General features: G+C 68.9%; 20 protein-coding genes, 1 tRNA gene, 2 pseudogenes and 1 CRISPR repeat array. Of the genes and pseudogenes, 15 read left to right on the forward strand and 8 right to left on the reverse strand.

Translation table 11 applies throughout. From position 1 onward, the window contains the following. Positions 1–124 precede the first annotated feature (124 nt). The 4 genes and pseudogenes from F4559_RS04070 to F4559_RS04085 form a co-directional block, all read left to right on the forward strand. Entirely contained in the window at positions 125–1,294 is a 1,170-nt protein-coding gene (locus tag F4559_RS04070; RefSeq protein WP_184666235.1) for an ROK family transcriptional regulator, read from the forward strand. Positions 1,295–1,421: 127 nt separating this feature from the next. Further along, positions 1,422–2,017: pseudogene (locus F4559_RS04075) on the forward strand (dihydrofolate reductase family protein). A gap of 33 nt (positions 2,018–2,050) precedes the next feature. Then, complete coding sequence (locus tag F4559_RS04080) at positions 2,051–2,374, forward strand: YciI family protein (protein ID WP_184666236.1); 324 nt, start codon at positions 2,051–2,053, stop codon at positions 2,372–2,374. After that, a pseudogene (locus tag F4559_RS04085) lies at positions 2,371–3,436 on the forward strand (RNA polymerase sigma factor); the annotation flags it as partial. The gene F4559_RS04080 and the pseudogene F4559_RS04085, both read left to right, overlap by 4 nt. Positions 3,437–3,491: 55 nt before the next feature. Here F4559_RS04085 and F4559_RS04090 read toward each other — a convergent pair. The 6 genes from F4559_RS04090 to F4559_RS04115 all read right to left on the reverse strand — a co-directional run bounded on the left by F4559_RS04090 (position 3,492) and on the right by F4559_RS04115 (position 7,095). Next, on the reverse strand, positions 3,492–3,965 hold the full coding sequence (locus tag F4559_RS04090; protein ID WP_184666237.1) for an Imm1 family immunity protein: 474 nt from the start codon (positions 3,963–3,965) through the stop codon (positions 3,492–3,494). After that, a complete protein-coding gene (locus F4559_RS36670) occupies positions 3,962–4,105 on the reverse strand; it encodes a DddA-like double-stranded DNA deaminase toxin (protein WP_184666238.1) in 144 nt (47 codons plus the stop codon). The genes F4559_RS04090 and F4559_RS36670 overlap by 4 nt, the downstream gene beginning before the upstream one ends. Beyond that, positions 4,090–4,686, reverse strand: a complete 597-nt coding sequence (locus F4559_RS04100; RefSeq protein ID WP_184666239.1) for a hypothetical protein — start codon at positions 4,684–4,686, stop codon at positions 4,090–4,092. Before F4559_RS04100 ends, F4559_RS36670 begins: the two co-directional genes overlap by 16 nt. Before the next feature lie 65 nt (positions 4,687–4,751). Beyond that, a complete protein-coding gene (locus F4559_RS04105) occupies positions 4,752–5,579 on the reverse strand; it encodes an NsdA family TPR-like regulatory protein (RefSeq protein ID WP_184666240.1) in 828 nt (275 codons plus the stop codon). After that, positions 5,579–6,136 (reverse strand): GNAT family N-acetyltransferase, encoded by a 558-nt coding sequence (locus tag F4559_RS04110; protein WP_184666241.1) that lies wholly within the window; start codon positions 6,134–6,136, stop codon positions 5,579–5,581. The genes F4559_RS04105 and F4559_RS04110 overlap by 1 nt, the downstream gene beginning before the upstream one ends. Before the next feature lie 194 nt (positions 6,137–6,330). After that, complete coding sequence (locus F4559_RS04115) at positions 6,331–7,095, reverse strand: SDR family oxidoreductase (protein ID WP_184666242.1); 765 nt, start codon at positions 7,093–7,095, stop codon at positions 6,331–6,333. 83 nt (positions 7,096–7,178) lie between these two features. On the opposite strand from F4559_RS04115, the gene F4559_RS04120 reads away from it, so the two are divergent. After that, positions 7,179–7,574, forward strand: a complete 396-nt coding sequence (locus F4559_RS04120) for a winged helix-turn-helix transcriptional regulator (protein WP_184666243.1) — start codon at positions 7,179–7,181, stop codon at positions 7,572–7,574. An 82-nt stretch (positions 7,575–7,656) separates the two neighbouring features. Here the strand turns inward: F4559_RS04120 and F4559_RS04125 are convergent, their stop codons facing one another. After that, a complete protein-coding gene (locus F4559_RS04125; RefSeq protein ID WP_312865472.1) occupies positions 7,657–9,120 on the reverse strand; it encodes an NF041680 family putative transposase in 1,464 nt (487 codons plus the stop codon). Between the two features lie 278 nt (positions 9,121–9,398). Here F4559_RS04125 and F4559_RS04130 point away from each other — a divergent pair, with 278 nt between their 5' ends. Beyond that, on the forward strand, positions 9,399–9,953 hold the full coding sequence (locus F4559_RS04130; RefSeq protein WP_184666244.1) for a TIR domain-containing protein: 555 nt from the start codon (positions 9,399–9,401) through the stop codon (positions 9,951–9,953). Between the two features lie 426 nt (positions 9,954–10,379). Here F4559_RS04130 and F4559_RS04135 read toward each other — a convergent pair. Further along, positions 10,380–10,447 (reverse strand) — tRNA-OTHER (locus tag F4559_RS04135). Positions 10,448–10,811: 364 nt separating this feature from the next. Between F4559_RS04135 and F4559_RS04140 the strand changes: the two genes are divergently transcribed. The 9 genes from F4559_RS04140 (at position 10,812) to cas2 (ending at position 20,488) form a co-directional block, all read left to right on the forward strand. After that, positions 10,812–11,111, forward strand: a complete 300-nt coding sequence (locus tag F4559_RS04140) for a hypothetical protein (RefSeq protein ID WP_184666245.1) — start codon at positions 10,812–10,814, stop codon at positions 11,109–11,111. A gap of 161 nt (positions 11,112–11,272) precedes the next feature. Next, positions 11,273–11,965 carry a hypothetical protein gene (locus F4559_RS04145; RefSeq protein ID WP_184666246.1) on the forward strand — a complete coding sequence of 231 codons (693 nt, stop codon included), beginning with the start codon at positions 11,273–11,275 and terminating at the stop codon, positions 11,963–11,965. 1,087 nt (positions 11,966–13,052) lie between these two features. Then, positions 13,053–15,230, forward strand: a complete 2,178-nt coding sequence (gene cas3 / locus F4559_RS04150; RefSeq protein ID WP_221447135.1) for a CRISPR-associated helicase Cas3' — start codon at positions 13,053–13,055, stop codon at positions 15,228–15,230. Then, the gene (gene cas5c / locus F4559_RS04155; RefSeq protein ID WP_184666247.1) at positions 15,227–15,886 is read left to right on the forward strand and encodes a type I-C CRISPR-associated protein Cas5c; all 660 of its coding nucleotides are present in this window, start codon (positions 15,227–15,229) and stop codon (positions 15,884–15,886) included. The genes cas3 and cas5c overlap by 4 nt, the downstream gene beginning before the upstream one ends. Beyond that, complete coding sequence (gene cas8c, locus F4559_RS04160) at positions 15,886–17,652, forward strand: type I-C CRISPR-associated protein Cas8c/Csd1 (RefSeq protein ID WP_184666248.1); 1,767 nt, start codon at positions 15,886–15,888, stop codon at positions 17,650–17,652. Before cas5c ends, cas8c begins: the two co-directional genes overlap by 1 nt. 27 nt (positions 17,653–17,679) lie before the next feature. Beyond that, the gene (gene cas7c, locus F4559_RS04165; protein ID WP_184666249.1) at positions 17,680–18,567 is read left to right on the forward strand and encodes a type I-C CRISPR-associated protein Cas7/Csd2; all 888 of its coding nucleotides are present in this window, start codon (positions 17,680–17,682) and stop codon (positions 18,565–18,567) included. Positions 18,568–18,571: 4 nt separating this feature from the next. Next, on the forward strand, positions 18,572–19,189 hold the full coding sequence (gene cas4 / locus F4559_RS04170; RefSeq protein WP_184666250.1) for a CRISPR-associated protein Cas4: 618 nt from the start codon (positions 18,572–18,574) through the stop codon (positions 19,187–19,189). Then, positions 19,182–20,198, forward strand: a complete 1,017-nt coding sequence (gene cas1c / locus F4559_RS04175; RefSeq protein ID WP_184666251.1) for a type I-C CRISPR-associated endonuclease Cas1c — start codon at positions 19,182–19,184, stop codon at positions 20,196–20,198. The genes cas4 and cas1c overlap by 8 nt, the downstream gene beginning before the upstream one ends. Continuing rightward, positions 20,198–20,488, forward strand: coding sequence for a CRISPR-associated endonuclease Cas2 (gene cas2 / locus F4559_RS04180; protein WP_184666252.1), 291 nt, complete (start codon positions 20,198–20,200; stop codon positions 20,486–20,488). Before cas1c ends, cas2 begins: the two co-directional genes overlap by 1 nt. A 137-nt stretch (positions 20,489–20,625) precedes the next feature. Further along, positions 20,626–21,822: a CRISPR direct-repeat array (repeat unit 37 nt; unit sequence GCAGCGCGAGCCCTCCGGGACTCGCGAGGATCGCAAC). The last annotated feature ends 268 nt before the right edge of the window (positions 21,823–22,090 follow it).

The following is a 22,090-nucleotide window of genomic DNA, read 5'->3' on the forward strand; positions in this document are numbered from 1 at the left end:
TGGCGAGATGAGGTGTCGCATGATCTGTGCACTTCGACGTTATCGAGGCTTTAATATGACAGTCAAGAAACAAACTTAATTCGATTTCGTCTTAACTACCCCGTAGTTTTGGTAGTCTCGAAACATGCAGGAGATCACCTCGTCTTCCCCCCGCGACATCGCCGGCACCCTGCTGTCCCGCATCGCGGAGCGGGGCGGCGCCAGTCGCGCGGAACTGGCCAGGGAGACCGGCTGGGCCCGATCCACCGTGTCCCAGTGGATCGACCGACTCGGCCATGCGGGCCTGGTGGTCGAGGGCGAGGCCGCGGTCTCGGCCGGCGGTCGCCCGGCGATCCCGGTGCGGCTCAACCCCTCGGCCGGGAAGCTGCTGACGGCGACGTTCGGCGCTACGCACGCCCGCATCGGCGTGAGCGACCTCCGCGGTGATCCGCTCGGCGAGACCGAGAAGACGGTCCGGCTCGACCAGGGGCCCGATCACGTCCTGGACTGGACCCAGGAGAGCTTCCGGGAACTGCTCGGTCAGGTGGGCGCGACCGCCGAGGACGTCCGCGCGATCACGATCGGGCTGCCGGGACCGGTGCACTTCGTGCACGGCCGCGTGGTCCGGCCGCCGATAATGCCCGGCTGGGACGGCTATCCGGTGAAGCGGCACTTCGCGGCCAGGTACCCCGCGCCGGTCATCGTCGACAACGACGTGAACCTGATGGCCCTGGGTGCGCTGCACGACCGGTTCCGCGACGTCGACCACCTGCTATTCGTGAAGATCGGCACCGGGATCGGCTGCGGGATCGTGGTCGACCGCAGGCTCCACCGCGGCGCGGACGGGTCTGCGGGCGACATCGGGCACATTCCCGTGGCCGACAGCACCGAGGTGTGCAACTGCGGCCGGGAGGGGTGCCTCGAAGCGGTCGCCGGCGCGTCCGCGATCGCCGGGGAACTGAAACTCGCCTCGCCCATCGAGATCGCGGCGCTGGTGCACGGTGGCGATCCCAAGGCCGTCCACGCGATCCGCCGCGCCGGTCAGCGGATCGGCCGGGTCCTGGCCGGCCTCGTCAGCTTCGCCAACCCGGCCGCGATCGTGCTCGGCGGATCGTTGGCGGGTCTGCGGGACATCCTGCTCACCGAGATCCGCAGCGCGGTGATCGGCCAGGCCACGGACCTCGCGACCCGGGCGCTGCGGATCGAGATCAGCCCGCCGGAGGTCGACGTCGCCAGGCTGGGTGCGGTCGCGCTGGGACGGGAAGCCGCCCTCTCGCCGGAGGCTGTCCGGCGTCTGGTGGAGAAGAGCTCCTGACCCGGCCTGACGGCGTCCCTGAAAACTTCTCCGAAGAAATCCGGCCGCCGGTGTCGGATCGGGTCGGTCGCGTTCGTAGTGGGGGTGAACCCGTCCGCGGGAGGCGGCGCCGAGGCGAGGAGCGTCCGTGAAGCCGACGACCATGACCCGGGTGGGCGTCGACGGCGTGATGCAGGGCAACAGCGCCACGTCGGACGACCCCGGAACGGGTTCCGGCGTGGTGGCTGGGCCATGGGCTGCGGCGACGAGCAGACCCACGCCCACATCAACCGGACGTACCACCGCGCCGACGCGTTTCTGTTCGGCCGCTACACCTACGAGCTGTTCGCCGGCGCATGGGGATCGTGGACGGCATCGGACGTCCCGGGCTGGGACCCGGTCCTCGACGCGCTGAACACCCGCCCCAAGTACGTCGGGTCGACCACGCTCACCGATCCGGTGTGGTCGGGCACCACCGTCCTGTCCGGAGACCTCGCCGCGGCCGTCGCGGACCTGAAAGCCCGGCCGGGCGGCGAGTTGCAGGTGCACGGCAGCGGCGCGCTGATCCGGTGGCTGCCGGTCAACGAACTGGTCGACGAGCTGACCCTGCTGACCATCCCGGTGGTGGTCGGTCAAGGCACGCGCCTGTTCCCCGAGTCGGGCCCCGACCTCGTGCTCGACCTGGTCGAGTCGACCACCGACTCGAAGGGCGTGACAATCCAGGTCTATCGGCCGGCGGCCTGAAGCACCACGACGTCCCCAAGAGAGGAACTTCGGATGCCGTACCTCGTTTCGGTGATCGACGACAAGGACGATTCCGGCAGCACGGACCGGGGACCCGCCACCAGCGCGTTCAACGAACGCCTGATCGCCGACGGCCACCGGGTCTTCGCGAACGGACTCGCGGACACCGACGCGGCCACGGTCGTCGACAACCGCGGCGCCGAGCCGGTGATCAGCGACGGGCCGTTCGTGGAGTCCAAGGAGTACCTGGCCGGTGTCTGGGTGTGGGAAGCGCCGGACCTGGACGTGGTGCTCGCGCTCGCCACCGAGGCGTCGCGGATCTGCGACCGCAAGATCGAGGTGCGACCGTTCCGGTGAGCGGGGTCGACGCGGCGATCACCTTGGCCCACCGGGCGGACTGGGCCCGGGTGGTCCCCGTCCTGACCAAGCGCTTCGGCGACGTCGACGTCGCCGAGGAGGCGACGGCCGAGGCGTTCGCGACCGCGGTCGAGCGCTGGCCGGCCGACGGCGTGCCGCCCAACCCCGGCGCGTGGCTGACCACGACCGCCAACGCAAGGCCGTCGACCGGGTACGGCGTGAGGGCAAAAGCGACGACAAGCACCGGGAGGCCGGGATGCTGCGCGACGACCACCCCGAACCCCTCGGTGCCGTCGACGACGACCGACTCCGCCTGATCTCCACCTGCTGCCATCCGGCGTTGGCGGTGGAATCCCGCCTGCGCTGACGTTGCGCATGATCGGAGGTCTGACCGTGCCCGAGATCGCCCGCGCGTTCCTGACGACCGAAACCGCGATGGGGCAACGGATCACCCGCGAAAGCCAAGATCAAAGCCGCCCGAATCCCCTACCGCGTGCCGTCTGCGGAGGACCTCCCCGTCCGCGTCACCGCCGTGCTCGCCGTGCTGTACCTGGTTTCAACGAGGGCTACCTGGCCACCCGGCCCGACACGGACGCCCTGCGCCACGACCTGACCACCGAGGCGATCCGCCTCACCCGCCTGATCCGCGAACTGCTGCCCGACGACGGCGAGGTGGTCGGCCTGCTGGCGCTGATGCTCCTCACCAAGGCCCGCCGCCCGGCACGCCTGTCGGCGCGCGGAGAGCTGGTCACCCTCGCGGAGCAGGACCGGGGAGCCTGGAACGAGGATCTGATCGCCGAGGGCCACCACCTGGTCCGGGAACGGCTGGCCGCCGGCACGCCGCCGGGCCGCTACCAGGTCCGCGCCGCGATCAACGCCGTGCACACCTCCGCCCGGGACATCCGCGACACCGACCGGTCACAGGTGGTGGTGCTGTACGACCTGCTCCGCCGCCTCGACCCGTCATCGGTCGGCGCACTCAACCGCGCCATCGCCGTAGCCGAACCGGACGGCCCCGAAGTCGCCATGGCCGCCGTGGACCGCTTGGAGCACGCACTCGCCGAGGTGGATCACGTCGGATCGATTTCCACGTCGGCGTTGTGACGCGCACGTTCGTTCAGAGGGTGATTTCGGAGTCCTGCCAGTCCACGCAGGTGGGGTGCAGGGCTGTGGTCATGAGTTCCAGCAAGGCCGTGCGCAACTGTTCCAGGGAGATCATCGCGTTCCGGGGGAACTCCGTGCGGGTGCCGAAGTCGATGTAGAGCGGCTTTCCCTTGCCGTCCGTCGGCGTTCGGCCGACGTCCGGCGAGGCGTCGGCCCGGGAGACCCAGCCGTGCATGTCCTGTGTCGTCTCCGTGTCGTCCTGCGCGCGGGCATCGTGCGGGACGAAGTCGGGCACGCCGGCGGCGTGGATCGCGGCGATCCGGTAGTCCACGTCGATGTCGAACTCGAGTTGGTGGTCGGGCAGGTTGCGGCGTCCGATGGTGGGGCGCTCCCGTAGGTAGACCACGGTGGGATGTGGCTGTGGGTTGGTGGTGATGTCGTGGAGTACCCGGGTCAGGTCGGCTTCCGTGCGCACGGTGACGGTCACGGTTCGTTCCTCCCGGTGAGGGTCTCCGACCCTACGGGGTCGTGGATGGTCAACGTCTGCCCTGGTAACAGGATGTCGGGGATGACCGTCGCGCACGAATACCTGCCCTGGCAGACCACGCTGTTCACCACGAGGTCCACGTGCGCGACTCCGGCATTGCGTTGACGCCGGCGACTTTGGTCTCGACGCGCTCACTCGCGGCCACCCGTCCCCGGCCGCCGAGGGGGTAGCCCTGCTCGATCAGATGGGCCCCGATGTCGACGTGTTCCCCGTTCGTTTCCCGGCCGCTTTGGACCAGTTCGGTATTGCCGTCCTCATCGATGTAGACACCGCTGGTGATGTACGTGGGAAGCCGGTCGCGTTGTTGCTGTGCCCAGGACTTTTCCGACGTGGGCCGGGCAGGGGCGACCGTGGGAGCGGACAACCGAGGACGATCGCTCGATGTCGTCGGGTTCCCGCCGAGCAACGCGGCACGGATGCGTCGGATGCTCTCGCCGCTGGCGGCAAGGCACCCGGCCAGTTCGTCGTAGGCGTTGTCGATCTCCTCGAATACGGATAGGGCGTCTTCGACATCGGCCTGGTTCGAGCCGCTCGTGGCCGTTGCCGTCAGGTTGGCGGCCTCGCCTGCCAACTCCCGTGCCCGATGCAGTGCTTCCGCAGCCTGCTCGACTTTGTTCTCGGGGTTGGCCAGGCACGCGGCCACATCACCCAAGGACGTCATCGACCACGCGCCTGTCCGATTGCGTGGGATCTGGGCCGTCTTTCCTGGTTGACGCTGCGCAGTGGTCAGCTCGCATGGTCGAAGGTGGTCGTGAGTTGGTCGAGGAGGTGGTGGGCGCGGGGTTCGGGCAGGGTGGCCAGGCGTGCGGCGATGTCGGCCGCGCTGTCGGTGACGCGGCGGGAGCGGATGCCGGTGGCGAGGTCGGCGAAGCGGGTCCAGGTGTCGAGGGCCGCGTCGAGGTCGCCTCGGTGGAGGAGGACGTGGCCGAGGTCGGCGGTGACCTGGGCCTGGGTGCGGCGGCGGTCGATGCCGAGGTGCAAAGCGTGGTGGAGGTGTTCCTCGGCGGCGTCGAGGTCGCCGAGTCGGTGGTGTACGCGGGCGGTTTCGTGGGCCCACCGTGAGGGGCTGTAGTGGGCGGCCCAGGAGGTGCCGGGTGTGGGGTCGGCGTGTCCGATGGCGGTGTGGGCGGCGGTGAGGCGGGCGCGGGCGGTGGCGGGGTCGTGGTCTGCCGCCGCGGCGCGGGCGTGGGTGGTGGCGTAGTAGGCGCGGGCTTTGGGTTCGGGGACGGTGCCGCCGGTGCGGTCGGCTGCTTCGGCCAGGCGGACGGCGGTGGCGACGTGGCCGAGGTCCAGCGCCTGGTCGGCCAGGCCGCGCAACGCGGTGGCGGCGGTCTCGGCCGCGCCGGCTTCGGCGGCGAGGCGGTGGCTGTGCAGGTAGTACCGCTGGGCCGGCCCCTGGTGGCCGGCGTCGCCGGACATCCAGCCGACCAGGTGGGCGAGTTCGGCGGTGGCGGCGAACAGGTCGCGGCCGACGGTCTCGGTGTAGGAACCTTCCAGCCAGGGGCGGACTTCGGTGACGAGGACCCGATGATGGCGTCGACGTTGTGGACACATCAGCTTCCCGGTTGCGTGCGGACGTGCCTGTGCCCTCTGGCAGAGAAAGTCGGCGGTGCGGCCGGTAGCAGATCGTGCAGGATGTAGCCGCACTTCTCCGCCACACGACAGGAGGCTTGGTTGGCTTCCGCGTGCAGCAGGTCGAGGCGGTTCAGCCGGACGAGATTCTGCGCGCTCAGTGCCCACTGCGACACGGTCTCCAGCGAACGGGAGGCGATGCCCCGCCCCCGGGCCCGGGCCACCGTCCAGTAGCCGACTTCGGCCACACCGGCGGTTCCCACCTTCACCACCACGTGGCCGACGGGTGCTTGGTCGTTCTCATCGGCCACCACCGCGAAGCTGAACCGCGTCGCTGAGTCCCAGCCGCCGGCCTGGGCATCCAGCCATCGCCGCGCCTCGGCTTCGTCGGCCAGGGAGTTGGCCAGCCAACGGCGCAGCTGCGGATCGCGATGTGCCGCGACCAGCGCCGGCAGGTCGTCCGACCGCCACGGGCGCAGCCGCAGGACAACCGACGACCCGGCCTGCGAGACGGACAAGTGATCGTCCCGATCGTTCATCGTCCGGTCGCCCTCGCAGTTCGGGAGCGTCATTCGAACCGAGGCATGGTCCACCTGTCGGATCCAAGCATCCGGACCACTTCCTGTCAGTCCAGTAGCCAACATGCGCTGATCGCGGCATGACAGTGCGTTGCTGCGACTCACAGCGGGTCCTGCGGTCTTGGTGACCCCTTGGCCGGTTGCGGGTGGCGTGGTCAGGAGGGGGCCGGTTGCTGGTTGAGCACGTCGAATCCGGCGTCGAGGCGGATCACCTGGCCGGTGACCGAGCCGAAGCCGTCGTCGGCGAGCAGCGCGACCGCGGCGCCGATGTCCGCGGGCTCGAGAACCCGGCCGTGAACCGACCGTCGCGCCAGGGATGCGCGTCTGTCGTCGTCGAGGATGTCGGCTGTGGCGTCGGTGTCCACCGCGCCGAGCGCGAGGGTGTTGACGGTGACGCCGTACTGTCCGGCGTCGGCGGCGACATGTCGGCTGAACGTGTTCAGTGCCGCCTTCGCGGTGGAGTGCGCGGCGATCGTGCCGACCTTGTCCGCGACGGTGCTGGAGATGTAGATGATCCGTCCGGCACGCCGCTCGCGCATGATCGGAAGGACTCGCTGGGTCAGGTGGTAGGAACCGGCGAGTTCGCCGACCACCTTGCCGACGAACGCGTCCCATGGCAGCGACGCGAGCGGCTCGAACGGCGGCGGGACCGTGTTCGCGTTGCACACCAGCACATCCACGCGCCCATGCGCGGCGCGGACCCGGTCGACCAGTGCGGTCACCGAAGCGTCGTCGCACACGTCGGCCTGTTCGGCCTGGGCGGTGCCGCCTGCCGCCTCGATGTCGGCGACCACCTGCTTGGCCGCATCGGCGTTGCGGTAATAGTTCACGATCACGTGGTGCGCGCGCTGTGCCAGGCTGCGCGCGATCGCCGCCCCGATACCGCGGCTCGCTCCACTGACAAGTGCCACTGTGCTCATCGATCCTCCTCGTGGCATGGGGATCCGACGCTAGCCGTTGGGCTTACTCAAGGTAAGGACTTACAATTTTGTAAGCTCCGAACATGGGCGAGAACTTCGAGGCCAAGCGGCTTCCGCGCAACAGGCACAGTGATCTGTTCCACAGCGAATGCCCGGGCCGGATCGTCTTCGACCACATCACCGGACGCTGGGCGCCGCTGGTCCTGGTCAAGCTGGCCGAAGGTCCGTTGCGGTTCTACGAGCTGCGTGACCAGATCGGCAGGATCAGCGAGAAGGTGCTGTCGGAGAAACTGCGCCTGCTCGCCCGGGACGGGCTGATCGAGCGCACCGTCGAGCCGGCCACCCCGCCGCGGGTCAGTTATGCGCTCACCGACATGGGCTACAGCGTCGCCAAACCGCTGCGCCGGCTCATGCGCTGGGTCGCCGACCACGGCGACGCCGTCCTGGCTGCCCAGGCACGGCACGACGACCAGAACTGACGTCAGGCTCGCGAGCGGCACTTCCGCCCATCGGCAGAAGCGGACGTTCGTGGGCACCCGCATCGCGGCATAAGCTTGTCTTTTAACCTGTTCGGCGGGGTTTGGTGCCCTTCTTGTGGTGGGCCGGTCGGGTATGTGCCCGTCCAGTGGCCAGGACGAGTCCGACGTCGAAGCGCGGTGCGGTGGCGCGGTTCTTCGAGCCGGGAGGTCGTCCCGGTCCGGGGCGGACCGGTTTCGGTGCAGCCGCTGGGCGGGCGATCTTCATGTGGAGGTTGCGGAACCCGCGCCGGACGCGGGTCGGGGTGAGCCTGGCGGGTTCGGCGGGTCGTTCCCAGGGGTGGCGCAGGTCGGCGACCAGCGGGCGGGCCAGGCGCAGTTGTGCGTGGACGGCCAGGATCAGCCAGGTCCAGCGGTCGGCGGCCTCGGGATCGCGCAGCCTGGGTCTGGTCCAGCCGAGCGTCTGCTTGAGCAGACGGAAGGTGTGCTCGATGTCGAAGCGCCGCAGGAACGCCCGCCACCAGCGGTCGACCTCGACCGGGCCGGAGTCGGGATCGGAACACCACAGCCAGACCGGTTTGTTCACCCCGCCGGAGGGCAGGCGCTCCACCGTCAGTCGGATCACGGTGCCCTCGACGATCGGCAGCGGTCCACTGTGGTCGATCCAGGCGGCCCGGCGGGTCAGTCGCGGGTGCAGCCGGTTCCAGGCCTGTGCGGTGGCGGTGCCGTAGAGACGGGTGTCGGTGCGGGTCAGCACGTCCTCGGCGCCCCAGGTGGCGGGGTCGCCGAAGACGAACTCGCCGCCGTGCTTGCGAAACCGTCCGCCCAGAGGGTTGTGGACCCGGGGCGGGCCCGGGCGGCGCAGCACCCGGTCCGACCGCATCCGTCCCAGCACCCGCACCGGCAGGTCCTCGAGCAGACGGGCGATGCGGGGCGCGTCGTAACCGGCGTCGAACACCACCAGGATCTCCGGATCACCCCGGCGCCACTGGTCGGCGGCGATGAGCCGTTGGACCACTCCGCGGACCTGGGCGGCGGTCACCGCGGCGAGGTCCGCGCCGGGCGGCAGCCGGACCGCGTCCAGCAGCGCGGTCCACGACGTGCCGCCGGTCTCCAGCGCGGCCACGAACGAGTACGGCCATCCCGGGATCATGCGGTGCTCGCCTCTGCCGCGTCCGTAGACGTGGCAGAACGTGCGGTCCGGGCAGGTCGCGCCGTCCGGCCGCAACCACGGCGAGACGTCGACCGCGAGCACCAGGCGGCCGTCCGCGGCCCGCGGCAACGGCGTCCCGGCCGGCGCGTCGCGTAGCCGGTCGACCTCGATGCGGCCGTTGTTGACCGCGTCGTAGAGGCCACCGTGCCCACGCCGGTGTTCGGGCGCCAACGACAACCCCACCAGGGTCCGCACCGGTCCGTCGGCGCACAGCACGGCGTCGGCCAGCTCGAACAACCCGTCCGCCCGACGGGTCAGACACCGGTGGAACTCCCGCCGGAACCCGGACAACGCCCCGAGCGCCGATCTGGGGTCGAGATGGTGCACACTGATCACGCAGCCCTTTGGTCGATCGTCCTTCTGTCGCAAGAGCGATGATCGACCAAGGGCTGCTTCTGTGATCAACCGGGGTGTCCGTCAACCGCCCGGGACCTCAAAAGACAAGATAAGCGGATGTTCGTCTGGTGTCGAAGTGCCCGGTCTGTAATTGTGCGGTGCGGTGCACGGTCGTGTGGGTGTAGGTGGTGTGGTGCACCTCCCGCGTCGGCTCCGGGTGGGCTGGGGTCCGGAGGAGGGGCGCGGGTTGGCCGCTGTGGTGCGGGTGTTCCTGTCCTATGCGTACGAGTCTCCCGGGCACCGGGAAGCTTGTGCGGGAGTTGTGGTTGCTGTTGCGGCGTAACGGTGTGGACGCCCGGTGGGACGGGCTGGTCGCGCAGCAACCCCGCGACTGGGCGTTGTGGACCGCGGAGCAGATCCGTGAGGCGGACCAGGTGCTGGTGATCGCCTCGGCCGCCTACCGTGAGCGCGCCGAGGCGTCGGTCGGGCGCAGGGTGCAGTGGGAGGCCCGTCTGGTCCGTGACGCGTTCCACGCCGACCCGCACCGTCTGGACCGGTTCCTGCCGGTGGTGCTGCCCGGCCAGCCGACTCAGGGGGTTCCGGACTTCCTGGCCCCGAACTCCTCCACCGTGTACACGGTGGAGGAGTTCACCCCGGCCGGGGCGGAGCCGTTGTTGCGGTTCCTGTTGGGTTTGCCTGAGGAGGTCGAGCCGGGGTTGGGTGGAGCGCCGGACTTCCCGACGCGGGCCCACCGGTCCTCCGACACCGGTGCGCCGCCGTCTGGCGCGGTGGCGGACCCGAATGGTGCCGGGTCGTCCGTGTCGGGGTGTTGAACAGGGCGTCGGGCTTGATGGCGGGTCCGGTGGTGCAGATCGGTTCGGTGACGGGCCCGGTGACGGTCGGTGCCCGGCCGGTGGAAGCCGTAATCCCCGTGGCGCCGGTGCCGCCTCCGCGCCCGGACCTGGTGTTGGGGCGCGACGCGGAGGTCGGGTCGGTGGTGTCGGGTGGTCCGGGGATCGGGAAGTCGACCCTGCTCGCCGCCGCTCTGGACGACCCGCTGGTGGTCGGGGTGTTCGGGGCGCGCAGGTTCGTGGTGTCCTGCGAGGGCGCGGCGTCGGCGGACGCGGTGGTGGACAAGGCCGCCGTGGCGTTGGGCGTTCCCGTGGGGGAGCACCTGCGCAATCGGGTCCTGGGCATGAGACATGTCACGACCCGTACTTCACGGCCTGGGCTCCCAACCAAAGTAGCTGGTCAGGCGGTGGTGCCCCGGCAGGATTCGAACCTGCGCTCCCGCCTCCGGAGAGCGCACAAGATCGCTCACCGGGGCCTCTACCAGCGACTATAGCATCTTCGCTGTCACCACGAACATCATCTTCCCCAGCGCTGGACCCTGGTTCCGGTCACGTTCGCTGTCACGAAAACAATCTCGAAACCGCCCCGGGAAGTGTGCCTGAACGAGTGAACGGGCCGCGCCCGATCGAGAGCCCCTTCGGTCCGGCCGCTTCTCTCGTGGTGCCGTCGCCATCGGGGTTCGCCTGATCCTGCCCCGACCTGTCGGTGTGTTCCGGCGCAAGGCGCGCAGGTGGACGTAGATTGCCCGAGTCTGTGCGTTCTGGCCGAGGTGAGGGTGCGGGGTGGAGCCGCGGGATCGTGGATCGGCTCTTCGGGAGCTGGTCGAGCTGAGTGGGTCGGTGGCGGACGCTGTCCGTGGGCTGTCCCGCTTCGGCTGGGACCGCGACGTCGAGTCGGTGGTGGTGACGTCGGCGCACGTGGTCGGTGTTCTTGGGAGGTACCTGGCCGGTGCGCTGTCGGCCGAGGATGTCGAGCTGTGGGCCGAGGCGCTGGCCGGGCGTGACGATGTGGGTTTCGTTGAAGGGACCGAGGACGAGCTGAAGCAGGTGCTCTTCGAGCTGTCCACGCCGGAGATCAACTGGCCGATCGGTCCCGCGATGGCGAGCGGGTGGATCACACGGTTGCAAGTACGTCCATGACCGTTCCCGGCCGACAACGCGCATCCGAAACGCAGGTGCTGCGGTGTGGCCGTTCCCTCCTGGAACGATGCTGGAGGTCGACAACGACACGATCCCGCAAGGAAAGGGGCGTTGTGACCCCGAGCCGGTCCTGAGCCAGGCGGGGAAGGGATACTCGGGGCATGCCGTCCCCCCTCGTTGCCTACGACGATCCGGACGAGGCGGCTTGGCTGGTCGGGAACGTCGGCAGCCGTCGCCGCTCGGCCACGGGTGACCTTCTGACCACGGTGGGCATGTTGGTACCGCGCGTCTTTCCGGTCTATCTCCGGGTGTTGTTCCCGTTCGACGGACCGGCCGATGAGGCGACCGTGTCGTGGCGGGAGGTGGCGGCACGCGCCGGGATCGGATTGACCGTCGAGATGTCGTGCGGGCGGCTGTGGGACGCCCTGTCCCCGTCGGACCGGGAAAGCCTGGGCCGGCCATGGGACGGACACCAACCGCCGGGAGTGTCCCACGTCCTCTCCGAGGTGCTGGCCCGCCACACCACCACCCCCGGCCGGTGCGTGTTCGCGGTGTGGGACGGCAGAGGTGGTCTGGCGGAGCACCACACGTCCGGCACCGCGATCGACCACCACGGCCGGATCTGGTTCCTCAACGCCGGCACGGTCGCCGACGCACCCGAAGGTCTGGACCGGAACGTCGGCGACTCGCGGATACCGCCGGACCTGTGGTGGCCCGCGGACCATGCCTGGTTCGCCGGTACCGATCTCGACAGTGCCAGTTCCTACGTCGGGTGCGGTGAGGAGGCCGCCCGTGCCCTCGCGGCGGCCGGTTTGGAACTCCTCCCGGTTCGTGTCGACGACCTCGTGGCCTGACGACAGGGCGGGGCATGAAGAGTCGCATGCCTTGTTGCCACAGTCGGTGGAGCCGGTCTTGGTCAGGTTCGTCGGGCCATGAATGCGGACGTCGCTATGTGAGCGCGCCTTCCGTCTGCGCTTTCGGTTGTGACATCTGGGATGTTTCTGGAACGTTGCCGTCGTCAGATCAAGCCGCTAGCCTCATGGTGTTTCGTGAGCAACCACGACTTCGAACCCGAAGTCCGTGGTCGTACTCGAAGCGCGGCTCGACGACCAAGCGACTCCGTATGGTCCGGTGGTAGGACACCTGACCGGGGCCGACTTGGTCGTGAGCCTCGGTACTACCGTCGTCCACTGCGCCAATCGAGCCAGAACTTGACTGCGCAGCCGAGTAGTCCGGTTGCCGTCGCAATGCCGGCGGGAACCGGACTACTGCTGATGGCGAGCGAAGCCAGGTCGATTACCAGGGCCGCAACCAGGGCATATTTTGGGTTTATGTCACCTGGACCGGGTTGGTGTGAGTCATCGTCAGCGCCAGGCTCGTCGGGCATCTGCGAATAGCTCCGTTCGGGAGGCATGTCGGAATGATCTTCTGTGCATTCCGGGTCGCATGCGACCCGAGCGGAGGCGGTTCTTACGGCCGTCCCTGCTCGGGCTGCATGCGGCTTGCGTGCGAACGCGGGACGGCAGCTCGGCTTGCCTATTCCAACTCTCGGGAAATTGTGAGCCTTGGTCAATCGTGAACTATTAGGTTTCGAATTTTATCTTCCTTTCCTTGTGGCGGGACCGTACCGGTGGCGTGGTCAAAGTGCAAGTCGCCTGTTCGCTTCTCTGTGAAGCACAGGGAAACTCCGCCTGTGTGCATCGATTACACGCACAGGGAACTCGGCTAGCCTTGCACCAGCGTGAACCCCTTGGGTTCGCGAGGATCTCAACCCTGTACGCGTGGGCGACGCGACGAGAGCTGCTGTGGTTGCGGTCGGGGTGCCTTGTCGCCCCGGCCGTGCTGCTCCATTCGGGTGTTTGCCTGCCGCCGGGCGCGATCGCGGAACGAAATTGTCAGTGTGGGTCCCTAGGGTCGCGTCGTTCGTCAGATGTCGGCGGCTTGAGGGAGCTTGACGTGTGGGCGCACAGTCCTGGCGCGGTGCCGGGTCGCTGGCATTCGTTGGCTGACCACGTGCGGTCGACTGCGGACCTGGCCCGTGCTTTTGCGGATTCGTTCGGTGCGGGCGAACTCGCGTGGGCGCTTGGTTTATGCCATGACGCCGGGAAATGTGCTGATGAGTGGCAGCGCAAGCTGGCCAAGGTCGCGTCGACCGGGCAGAAGGTCGGGATCGACCACAGGAAGTTGGGGACGCTGCTCGTCCTGGACCGCGCCGAACTCGCGGCGATGGTGGTGCTCGGGCATCACGGTGGGCTGACCGCAGGGTCGCGGCTTCTTGAGTTGGAGTGGACCGCCGAGCGCACGGCCAACCTGGAGCGGTTCTTCGACGTGGTTCCCGAGGCGCGGGCCTTGCGCAGCGGGTCGTCGTTGGTGCCGGAGGAGTGGCGGGAGTCCTTCTCGGTCGCTGACCTTGGCGTCCGGCTGGTGTTCTCCGCGATGGTGGACGCCGACCACCTGGACACCGCGGCCCACCGACGCGGGTGGTCGTCGCCGAGAGTTCGGCCACCGGTGGACATGGTCGGGTTGGTGCGGCGGTTCGAGCAGGGCCGGGCCCGGCTGATCGCCGAGCGGGGTGAGCCGTCGGAACTCGATGTGGTGCGGGGTGGGTTGTACGACGACGTCGTGCGGTTGGCGTCGGGTGTGCCCGGGGTGTACCGGTTGCCGGCTCCTACGGGCTCTGGGAAGACGTTGACGGCCGCTGGGTTCGCGTTGCATCACGCCGCGAAGCACGGCAAGTCACGGGTGGTGGTGGCGGTGCCGTTCACGACGATCACCGAGCAGAACGCGGACGTGTACCGGCGGGTCCTGGGCGCGGAGAACGTGTTGGAGCACCACTCGAACGTCGAGTTGGACGACTGGCGCATGAAGCTGTCCGCGGAGAACTGGGACGCGCCGTTCGTGGTGACCACGACCGTCCAGTTGTTCGACTCGTTGTTCGGACGCAAGCCCGCGCGGTCGCGGAAGGTGCATCGGCTGGCCAATGCGGTCGTGGTGTTGGACGAGGTGCAGGCGCTGCCGGTGTCGTTGCTGGTGCCGATCCTGGACGCGTTGAAGGTGCTGTCGAGTCGGTTCGGGACGACGGTGTTGTTGGCGTCGGCGACCCAGCCGAGTTTCGAGCACCTGAATGTCTGGCGGGATCTCGACGTGCGGCCGTTGGTCGACGCACCGGTCGAGTTGTTCGCGCGGCTGAGGCGGGTGCGCTACGAGTGGTGGTGCGATCCGCAGCCGACGCTGGAACAGGTAGCGGACGCGATCGGCGACGAACCTCGGGCTTTGGCGATCGTCAACACGGTCAAACAGGCCCGTGACCTGTTCCGGCTGGTCCGGTCCGACGCTGAGGTCGTCCACCTCTCGACGCGGATGTGTTCCCTGCACCGCAAGACGGCTCTCGATCGAGTGCGTGAACTGCTCAAGGGCGGCAAGGTGCTGGTGGTGTCGACCCAGCTCATCGAGGCGGGGGTGGACGTCGACTTCCCCGTGGTGTTCCGGGCGGTCGCTCCGGCCGAGTCGTTGCAGCAGGCGGCGGGGCGTGCAAACCGGGAGGGAAGGTTGCCCGAGCCGGGACGTGTGGTCGTGTTCGACGCCGTCGACGCGCCGGTTCCGAAGTTCTACCGGACCGCCGTGGACAAGACGCGGGCGTTGTTCGGCCCGGGACGTGATCCGGACGACCAGGCGTTGCTCGACGAGTACTACCGGAGCCTCTACACGGGGTTGAACGTCGACGATGCCGAGCGAGGTCGGGAGATCCAGAACTCCCGGGCCGACCTGGACTTCCAGGCGGTCGCCGACGGTCCCGAACGCGCCGACGGGAAGCGGGATCGCCGGTTGGCGTTCCGGATGATCGACGAGGACCCGGTGTCGGTGATCGTGACGACCTACGGCCCGGAAGGTCACGCGGCAGGGTTGGTGGAGCGATTGCGTTCCGAGGGCGCGGCGGTGTTGCGCGAGCTGCGCCAGTACGTGGTGTCGCTGCCTCGTGAGTTGGCGCGGGCCGCGCACGTGCGGGCGTTGTGCCGGCCGGTGATCGCCGGTGCCGACGACCTGTGGGAGTGGGTCGGCGACTACGACCCGCACGTCGGGATCGACATCGAGCAGATCGGGAAGGACACGGTGTGGTGAATCGGGAGAGGCCGGCGGCGTCCGGCCCGCCGCCGGTCGTGGTGCAGGTGTGGGGTGACGCGGCGTTGTTCACCCGGCCGGAGTTGAAGGTCGAGCGGGTGTCCTACCCGGTGATGACGCCGTCGGCCGCGGTGGGCGTGCTGGAGTCGATCTACTGGAAGCCGCAGTTCTCTTGGCGGGTGGAGGCGATCGAGGTGTTGTCGGAGATCAAGCAGTTCACCCAGCGCCGCAACGAGACCACGGACCTGGCCTCGTTGGCGGACGCCGCGTCCGGGCGTCGTCGGATCGACACGGTCGCGAACCGGGTGCAGCGCAATGCGGTCTGCCTGCGTGACGTCGCATACCGCATCCACGCCCAGGTGGTGCTCAAGCCGCACGCGGACCAGACCGAGGCCGCCTACCGGGCCCAGTTCCGGCGCCGGGTCACCCGCGGGAGTTGTTTCACCCAGCCCTACCTGGGGGTGCGGGAGTTCAGCGCCTACTTCGGCGACCCGGACGACCGCAAGCCTTTCCTCGACCAGGACGGTGAGCTGGGACTGATGCTGCACTCCGTCGACCACGGGACCACGCCGCCCGGCTTCACGTGGTTCGAGGCCAAGCTCGTGAAGGGCGTGCTGCACGTGCCGGAACAGGGCATCGACCCGGGAGCCGCCTGATGCTGGTGCGACGGTTGGTCGACCACGCCGCGTCCGACCCCGACAGCAAGCCGTTCCATCGGCGGCTGCGCTTCGACTGGGAACTCGCCCTGACAGCGGACGGTGCGGCCCCCGGCGGACTCCAGCGCCTTATGGAAACCGATGCCGCAGGGCGTTCACGCGGCGTCGAACACCTGGTCCCGACCACGGTGCGCACGGTGGGGGTGGCGCCCAATCTGGCCGCCGACGACGTGCAGTACGTGCTGGGCTGGTCGGACGCGGACACGAAACCCGACCGGGTGGCACGCTGCCACGAGGCGTTCGTCGACCTGACCCTGAGGTGGGCCGACAGTCCGGAGGCACAGGGCGACCCGGTTCCGCAGGCCCTGGCGCGGTTCTACCGTGACGGCCACGCGGAGGCCATGCCGCGTGTGGCCGAAGCCGGGGCCAAGCAACGCGTGCTGATCACGGTGAAGGGCGAAGCCGCCTACCGGGCACGGTCGGTGCAGGCGTTCTGGTCCGCGGAAGTGGCGTCACGCAAGGGTTCCGGCGGACGCCGGGGGCTGTGCCTGTCGTGTGGCGTCAACGGGCCGCTGCTGGACACGTTGCCGGGCAAGGTCCCCGCGAAACTGGTGCCGGGGGCGTCGAACGACGCGGCGTTGGTCAGTATCAACGAGCGGGTGTTCGGCTACGACCTGAACGACAAGCTGATCTGTTCCCCGCTGTGCGTGTCGTGTGGGGAACAGCTCACCGCCGGGCTGACGCGCGTGCTCGCGTCTCGGGACACCGCCTCCTACGGCGGTCAGGACAGTCGGCTCGCTTGGTGGATCACCAAGCCCGTTCGCCGCGACCCCATGCGGGTCATGGTCGAGGCCGATCCCGCCCAGGTGCGCGAACTGCTCAACGACGTGCGCAAGGGGCGTCCGAGCAATCGGACACGGCGTCGCGATTCCGAGCAGAAGAGCGACATGACGAAGTTCTGCGCCTTGACTGTCGGCGGCAACGTCGCCCGCGTGATGGTCCGTGACTGGCTGGAAAGCCCGTTGGAGAAGATCGAGGACAACGCGGCGACCTGGTTCGAACAGGCACACGTCATGGTGCTGCACCCCGACGAGTCGGAGTGGCACTCGCTGACCCGACTGGTCAGGGTCACCGGCCGGTGGCAGCGCGACCGCCGGCAGTACGTCCCGATCGGGGCCAAGGGAGCCGATCGTCCGGACGGCGTGCAACGCGACCTGCTGATCGCCGCGATGCGCGGCACGCGGTTGCCGCACTCCCTGACGATCCACCTGCTCAACCGGGTCAGGACCGACGGCCACCTGGACACCCCGCGTGCCGCACTGCTTCGGCTCGCGCTGCTGCGCTCCCCCTCGACCACGGAGAAACCCATGCCCGGCCTCGACGAGACCAACACCAACTCCGCCTACGTGGCCGGGCGGCTGTTCGCCGCGCTCGACGCGATCCAGTACGACGCGTTCGAGGGCAAGGTCAACGCCACCTACAGCCGACGCCACTTCCAGGGCGCGGTGACCAACCCGCGCGCGGCGTTGATCGCCGGCCGCAAGCTCGCCGACGCGTGGCTGCGCAAGTTCCGCGGTACGCGGGTCGGCACGGCGGTCAACCACAGCCGTGAACTCGACCGCCTCTACGGACTGCTCGGACCCGACAGCGACGTTCCCTACCACGCCACGCCCGAACAGCAGTCGCTGTTCCTGCTCGGTTATCACCACCAGCGCGCCCACCGCTTCGAGACGGTGCGCCGACGCGCCGAAGAGCGCGACGCCTGACATCCCCGACCCAGGAGAACACCGCACATGAGCACGTCCCAGCCGCACCTCGACCCGACCGTCCGGCACGACATGGTCTTCCTGTTCGACGTCACCGACGGCAATCCCAACGGCGATCCGGACGCCGGCAACCGGCCGCGGGTCGACGACGAGTCCGCGCAGGGCCTCGTCACCGACGTGGCCTTGAAGCGCAAGATCCGCGACACCCTCGCCCTCGCCGCGGGGGACGATCCCCGCTACGGGGTGTTCGTCCAGGCCGGGTACGCGCTCAACCCGAGGCTGGAGGAGTCCTACGAGAAGACCGGGTTGAAGCTCGGGACGAAGACCTCCCAGGAGGAGGCGGAGCGGGCACGGGCGTGGCTGTGCGACCGCTACGTCGACATCCGCCTGTTCGGCGCGGTGCTGTCGGTGGGCAAGACCGGTGCGCTGGGCCAGGTGCGCGGACCGCTCCAGGTCGGCATGGCCCGCAGCATCGACCCGGTCCTGCCGACCGATCACGCCATCACGCGCGTGACGCAGACCAAGCAGGAGGACATCGACAAGGGCGAGACGACCGAGATGGGCAGCAAGTGGACCGTGCCCTACGGCCTGTACAAGGTCGAGCTGTACTACTCGGCGACCAAGGCGAAGAAGACCGGTGTCGACGCTCGTGACTTCGAGCTGCTGTACCGCAGCCTGGACATGATGTTCGACCACGACCGGTCGGCCACCCGCGGGTCGTTGTCGCCGCGTGGTCTGTACGTGTTCAGCCACTCCGACGCGTTCGGCGCGGCTCCGGCCCATCGTCTGACCGGTCGCATCGGTGTGAAGCTGTACGACGGGTCGAGGCCCCCGCGCAAGTTCGACGACTACGTGGTGACGGTGGACGACCGCGACCTGCCGTCCGGCGTCACGTTGACCACGGTCATCGCCTGAGCGGATGGATTCCGGATCCGTTCCGATCTCGGCGTTGGAGCACTACGCGTACTGCCCCAGGCAGGCGGGGTTGATCCACGTCGACGGCTACTTCGAGTCCAACGTGGACACCGTCCGGGGTGACCTGGCGCACGCGACCGTCGACCGGCCGGGCCCGGACACCGACCGTCGGGGACATCGCGTGTGGCACTCCTTGCCGGTCTGGCACGACGAGCTGGGGCTGCACGGCATCTGCGACACCGTGCACCTGGCCGAGGACGGCCCCGTGCCGGCCGAGCACAAGTCGGGCGGTTACCGCCCCGGCGGGCCGGCTGACCTCCAGGTGGCCGCCCAGGTGCTGTGCCTGCGCGAGATGTTCGACGCTCCGGTACCGATCGGCCTGGTCTTCACCGGTCGTGATCGACGGCGGCACGAAGTCGTCGTCGATCACGAGCTGGCCGACCGCGTGGCCCGGGCGACCGAAGAGATCCGGCGGATGCGCGACACCGCCGTCCTCCCTCCGCCGGTCGCCGATACCCGCTGCCGTCGCTGTTCGCTCAAACCCGGCTGCCTGCCGGAGACCACCGTGGCCGTGCGGGCCGGACTGTTCGTGCCCCGCGAGGTCGGAGACTGGGATGACTGAACTTCTGCGCACTCTCTACGCCACCACGCCGGGCAGCAGCCTGCACCTGGACGGCGACGCATTGCGGATCGTCCACCCGGACAAGCCGGGACGGCACCTGTTGCCGTTGGTCCGCCTTGACCACATCGTCGCCTGGAACGGGGTGAGCGTCACCGACGACCTGGTCCACCGCTGTGCGGCCGACGGCAGGTCCGTCACGTGGATCACCCGCAACGGTCGTTTCCTGGCTCGTACGGGCGGACCGCAACACGGCAACCCGTTCCTGCGCTTGGCCCAGGTCCGTGCCTACGACGACGAGGACCGGCGGCTCGCGCTCGCCCAGTCGTTCGTGGCAGGCAAGCTGCACAACTACCGGCAGTTGGTGTTGCGTGCCGCCCGTGACGCCTCCGGCTCGCGCCAGGCACGGTTGCGCGGGATCGCCGACCACCATGCCGATGCTTTGGTGCAACTCGGCGGCGCCTCCGGATTGTCGGAGGTTCTGGGCATCGAGGGCCGGGCGGCACGGTCGTACTTCGAGGCCCTGGACCAGTTGAGTCCCGGCGTGGCGACGGGTCGTAGTCGTCGTCCGCCGACCGATCCGGTGAACTGCCTGTTGTCGTTCGGGTACGGGATGCTCCGGGTGGCGGTGCACGGCGCGCTGGAACAGGTGGGCCTGGATCCGTACATCGGGTACCTGCATGGAGTTCGTCCGGCCAAGCCGTCATTGGCGTTGGACGTCATGGAGGAGCTTCGTCCGCTGCTGGTCGACCGGCTCGTCCTGACGTTGATCAATCGTGGGCAGGTCACCGCCAAGCACACCGAGACCCTGCCCGGTGGGGCGGTGCAGTTGACCGAGGACGGGCGGCGTCATTTCCTGGAGCGGTGGACCCAGTCCCGTGAACGGCTGTGGCCCCACGCGGGTCTCGGCCGTGAGGTTCCGGCGGGGTTGCTTCCGTTGGTGCAGGCTCGTCTTCTCGCCAAGCACCTGCGTGGTGACGTGGACGCGTATCAGCCGTGGACGGTGACCTGATGGAACTGTTGGTCACCTATGACGTCGACACGACCACTCCGGAGGGTCGGCGGCGGCTGCGCCAGGTCGCCAAGGCGTGCGAGGGTTATGGGCACCGCGTTCAGAAGTCGGTGTTCGAGATCGTGTGCTCGCCGGGACAGCGACTTCGCCTTCGGGCCGAGTTGTTGGAGATCATCGACGCGACCAGCGACTCGGTTCGGATCTATCAGTTGGACCGGGGTTCGTTCGACGCCGCGGAGCACCTGGGCTCGGCTGTAAATGTGTCCCACGGGGGCACTTGGATCGTCTGATGCCGCTGCTTCGGAACCCCAAGCGTGACCTGACACGCCGGGAGGTTCCGAAGCGGACGGCGGCGCGTCATCCCGTTCTGTGGGACGGGCAAAAGAGAGCCGGTCATGTATTCGCACTCTTCCCTGCTCAGGCAGGGGCAGCGCGAGCCCTCCGGGACTCGCGAGGATCGCAACCTCACCTCGGCCCCGGTTCGCGGTCGCTGGCGACCGGGGCAGCGCGAGCCCTCCGGGACTCGCGAGGATCGCAACCTCGACAAGGCGTCGGGCAAGCTCGCCCGCCGGCCGGCAGCGCGAGCCCTCCGGGACTCGCGAGGATCGCAACCTTTGTCGGTGCTCGTCACCCTGCACTGACGGGCGGCAGCGCGAGCCCTCCGGGACTCGCGAGGATCGCAACCGCTTTCCAGCACTCGGACGGGGTAACCCGAACGGCAGCGCGAGCCCTCCGGGACTCGCGAGGATCGCAACTCCGCGACCACGGCGTTGACCGGAGCCGGGTTGGTGCAGCGCGAGCCCTCCGGGACTCGCGAGGATCGCAACTCGCACAGGCGAACTGGCAACGCGGCGGCGGCCGGCAGCGCGAGCCCTCCGGGACTCGCGAGGATCGCAACCGCTGCACCCAACGGCAATCACCCTGATCACTAGAGCAGCGCGAGCCCTCCGGGACTCGCGAGGATCGCAACATCTGGTGCGTCGCCCACGAACCCTTACCGCGATGGCAGCGCGAGCCCTCCGGGACTCGCGAGGATCGCAACGACAAGGAGCACTCGGCGGTGAGCTGGGCCGACAAGGCAGCGCGAGCCCTCCGGGACTCGCGAGGATCGCAACGCCGAGCTGGACGCGCTCGACGTCCAGGACCGGATGGCAGCGCGAGCCCTCCGGGACTCGCGAGGATCGCAACCAGAACGCGCGCTCCGGCGCCGAGCAGAAGGGCTGGGCAGCGCGAGCCCTCCGGGACTCGCGAGGATCGCAGCTCTGACTGAACGCCCAGGCGGCCAGCGCGTGCGTGGCAGCGCGAGCCCTCCGGGACTCGCGAGGATCGCAACTACGAGTACCGGCGCGGTGGCGAGCGCGTCACGGGGGCAGCGCGAGCCCTCCGGGACTCGCGAGGATCGCAACAGGTGGGATGCCTTGGCCTTGAGCCGGGTGTGGGTGGCAGCGCGAGCCCTCCGGGACTCGCGAGGATCGCAACCTTGCGTAGCAAGGGAAAGCGGTCTGCCCTGCCCGTGCAGCGCGAGCCCTCCGGGACTCGCGAGGATCGCAACGCCATGACGGTGCGCGGCCGACAGGTCACCGCACGGCAGCGCGAGCCTTCCGGGACTCGTGTGGATCGCAATGGCTAACAGCTGGATACGGGGCTATGTGACTGGTGGGTAGCTTCAGTTCTTCGGGCTTGCGTGGTGTGCGGCTGCGCTCTAATCGTGTTCGGTTCGGCGAATGGGAGTTCCTATTCGTGTTCGGGTGTCAGTAGGTGGGTACCCGTCGAACGGAAAGCCAGCCTGCGTCTGGGTGCACGATTCGTGCGGGTGTTCCGTCGGTCGGGTGCGGGTGCTATCGGTTGACGGTGGAGGGTCCGTTGCCGTGTCCGGGTGGGTGACGGTTCCT

This window comes from Saccharothrix violaceirubra (genome assembly GCF_014203755.1).
Classification (GTDB): Bacteria; Actinomycetota; Actinomycetes; order Mycobacteriales; family Pseudonocardiaceae; genus Actinosynnema; species Actinosynnema violaceirubrum.